We start from the raw sequence: 3,445 nt of genomic DNA on the forward strand, positions 1-3,445 counted from the left end.
AAAAATAAATTCTACATTTTTGAAGATTTTATTTTTCATAAATGTGCTGTCTATAGAATTGATATCAAATTCAATTTTTTCATACTTATCGTATTCGTATTGATTAAATTGTCGTAATCCATTTTTCTTTTTTCTTTCCCATATTTTTCTAAGAATATCTATAGCAGGATTGTTTTTCTTTGAAGTTTTTCCGCCATATACTTTTACTTCGGCAATTTCGTTTGCGTTTTCTAAAACAATTTTTAAATCGTAATTATGTTCACCTGAAAGCGATATTTCTTTGTCTTTATATCCAACAAAGGAAACCACTAAAGTAGGAAACGTTTTTTTTGATTCGAGATAAAATTTTCCATTTTCGTCGGCAATTACGCCTTCTGCGGAATTTTTAAATGCTACCGTTGCATAAGAAACAGGTTGTTTGGCGTCATCTAATATAATTCCACTTACTTTTGTTTGGGAAAAAGCAAGTGATGAAATTAGAATAATAAGCGTTAGTAGGTTTTTCATTTGGGTATTTAATATAAAAAATCCCGAAAAAATCGGGATTCAAATATACTTTATTTTAAAGTAGTAGACAAATTGAAAATTTTATTGCTAAAATAATTATTATCTAATTATCTAATTATATTTATTTATACATAACTTTTTTAACGGCTTTTACTACATCGTTACTATTTGGCAACCATTCTTTTAATAAAGTTGGTGCATATGGCGCTGGTGTATCTGCAGTTGTGATACGTTGGATAGGTGCGTCTAAATAATCGAAAGCACGTTCTTGCACCATATATGTAATTTCTGAAGCAACAGAGGCAAATGGCCAAGCTTCTTCTAAAACGACTAATCTGTTTGTTTTTTTAACCGAATTAATAATACAGTCGTAATCCATTGGACGAACGGTTCTTAAATCGATAATTTCACAAGAGATGCCATCTTTTGCTAATTCTTCAGCAGCGATATGTGCTTCTTTGATAATTTTACCAAATGAAACAATAGTAACATCAGTTCCTTCACGTTTGATATCTGCTACACCAAGTGGGATAATGTAGTCTCCTTCTGGAACTTCACCTTTATCACCATACATTTGTTCAGATTCCATAAAAATTACAGGGTCGTTATCACGAATGGCAGCTTTTAACAAACCTTTTGCATCATAAACGGTACTTGGAACAACCACTTTTAATCCTGGAGTATTGGCAAACCAGTTTTCAAAAGCTTGTGAGTGTGTGGCTCCTAATTGTCCTGCAGATGCTGTTGGTCCACGAAAAACCATTGGCATAGGAAATTGTCCAGCCGACATTTGACGCATTTTAGCTGCATTATTTATTATTTGGTCAATTCCTACTAAAGAGAAGTTGAACGTCATATATTCTACGATTGGTCGGCATCCATTCATTGCGGAACCTACTGCGATACCTGCAAAACCTAATTCTGCAATTGGTGTATCGATAACACGTTTTGGTCCAAATTCATCAAGCATACCTTTTGAAGCTTTATAGGCTCCATTATATTCTGCAACTTCTTCTCCCATTAAGTACACCGTTTCATCACGACGCATTTCTTCGCTCATTGCTTCACAAATAGCTTCTCTAAACTGTATTGTTCTCATAAAATTAATTCTAAAACTTAGTGAATGGCAAAAATAATAAATTTTAATGAGTACGCTCATTATTATTTAATATTTTTACTCAATCGATTTCTTTAATAATATCTTATCAAATTCTTATTTTTACTTACTTAAATTCAACAATTCATAAAATTTATTTAATTTTTGTGAAAAAACAATATTTTATATGCGTGCATAATATTTTTTTAAAACATTTTTTGTAATTTCGTGGCATCAATATAAAATCAGTATAAAAATGAAAATATTAGTTTGCATCAGTCACGTTCCTGATACTACTTCAAAAATTAATTTTGTTAATAACGATACCGAGTTTGATACAAATGGGGTTCAATATGTTATTAATCCAAATGACGAGTTTGGTTTAACCAAAGCAATTGTGTTAAAAGAGCAAAATGGTGCCCACGTAACTGTTGTTAATGTAGGTGGTGCAGATGCCGAAGCTACATTAAGAAAAGCCTTAGCCATTGGTGCGGATGAAGCCATTCGTATAAATACCAATCCGACAGACGGCTTATTTGTTGCAAAACAATTGGCTAACGTGGTGAAGCAAGGTGGCTACGATTTAATTATTGCAGGTACAGAATCTATTGATTATAATGGAGGAATGGTACCTGGAATGTTAGCGGGATTATTAGGTTTTAATTTTGTAAATGCTTGTATTGGAATTGAAATTTCTGGCACTGAAGCTACAACGATTAGAGAAATTGATGGCGGTAAAGAAACGGCTACATCAAGTTTACCTTTAATTATTGCAGGTAAAAAAGGATTGGTTGAAGAAAAAGATTTAAGAATTCCAAATATGCGTGGTATTATGACCGCCAGAACGAAAGCATTAAATATTGTTGAACCAACTTCAGACGCTAATGCCACTTCTTCAGTGAAATTTGAAAAACCAGCAGCAAAATCAGCAGTAAAATTAATCAGCGCAGATAATATAGATGAATTAATTAATTTATTACACAACGAAGCTAAAGTAATTTAATTGTAAATCGCAAAACGTAAATCGTAAATCGTAAATCGTAAATAAAAAGATATGTCAGTTTTAATATATACAGAATCAAACGAAGGTAAATTCAAAAAAGTAGCTTTTGAAATTGCTTCATATGCTAAAAAAGTAGCCGATATGCTTGGAACAACAGTTACTGCCGTTTCAATTAATGCTACAGAAAATAATGCTTTATCTGCTTACGGAGTGAGTAAAGTGTTAAAAGTAACAAATGATAAATTAAATTCTTTCAGCGCCCAAGCGTATGCAGATGTAATTAAGCAAGCTGCAGAAAAAGAGGGTGCTAAAGTGGTAATTTTAGCTTCAACTACAGATAGTTTACACATAGCTCCATTGGTAGCTGTACATTTAAATGCAGGATTTGCTTCAAATGTAATTGAAGCGCCTTTAAGTGTAACTCCATTTCAAGTTAAAAGAAGTGCTTTTTCTAACAAAGCATTTAATTTATCAGAAATTGCTACAGATGTAAAAGTTTTAGGAATTTCAAAAAATTCATTCGGATTGATTGAAAATGCAACTTCATTAACGGAAGAAGATTTTTCACCAGCTTTATCTGATGCAGATTTTGGGGTAAAAGTAACCAATTCAGAAAAAACTACTGGTAAAGTAACCATTGCTGATGCTGAAATTGTGGTGTCTGCAGGACGTGGATTAAAAGGACCAGAAAATTGGGGAATGATTGAAGAATTAGCAACTGTACTTGGTGCAGCAACCGCTTGTTCTAAACCTGTTTCGGATATTGGATGGCGTCCACACGGGGAACACGTAGGGCAAACAGGAAAACCAGTTGCGGCTAATTTATATATTGCTGTTGG

4 protein-coding genes are annotated in these 3,445 nt (G+C 32.9%); 2 read left to right on the plus strand and 2 right to left on the minus strand.

The features are described 5' to 3' along the window. The coding region (locus tag ACIQ11_RS09610; RefSeq protein ID WP_396154407.1) for a carboxypeptidase-like regulatory domain-containing protein at positions 1-507 on the minus strand (507 nt) is incomplete at its 3' end. A gap of 121 nt (positions 508-628) precedes the next feature. Continuing rightward, the gene (locus tag ACIQ11_RS09615; protein WP_396154409.1) at positions 629-1,606 is read right to left on the minus strand and encodes a pyruvate dehydrogenase complex E1 component subunit beta; all 978 of its coding nucleotides are present in this window, start codon (positions 1,604-1,606) and stop codon (positions 629-631) included. Positions 1,607-1,859: 253 nt separating this feature from the next. Between ACIQ11_RS09615 and ACIQ11_RS09620 the strand changes: the two genes are divergently transcribed. Next, positions 1,860-2,606 carry an electron transfer flavoprotein subunit beta/FixA family protein gene (locus tag ACIQ11_RS09620; RefSeq protein WP_396154411.1) on the plus strand — a complete coding sequence of 249 codons (747 nt, stop codon included), beginning with the start codon at positions 1,860-1,862 and terminating at the stop codon, positions 2,604-2,606. A gap of 51 nt (positions 2,607-2,657) precedes the next feature. After that, positions 2,658-3,445: electron transfer flavoprotein subunit alpha/FixB family protein (locus ACIQ11_RS09625; protein ID WP_396154413.1), on the plus strand; the 788-nt coding region annotated here is incomplete at its 3' end.

Origin of the sequence: Flavobacterium sp. (assembly GCF_044361065.1) — a bacterium.
Classification (GTDB): Bacteria; Bacteroidota; Bacteroidia; order Flavobacteriales; family Flavobacteriaceae; genus Flavobacterium.

What these genes read in the sequence shown, in the direction of transcription:
- ACIQ11_RS09615 (WP_396154409.1), bottom strand. Translation starts at nt 1,606, where the DNA reads ATGAGAACAATACAGTTTAGAGAAGCTATTTGTGAAGCAATGAGCGAA.
- ACIQ11_RS09620 (WP_396154411.1), top strand. Translation starts at nt 1,860, where the DNA reads ATGAAAATATTAGTTTGCATCAGTCACGTTCCTGATACTACTTCAAAA.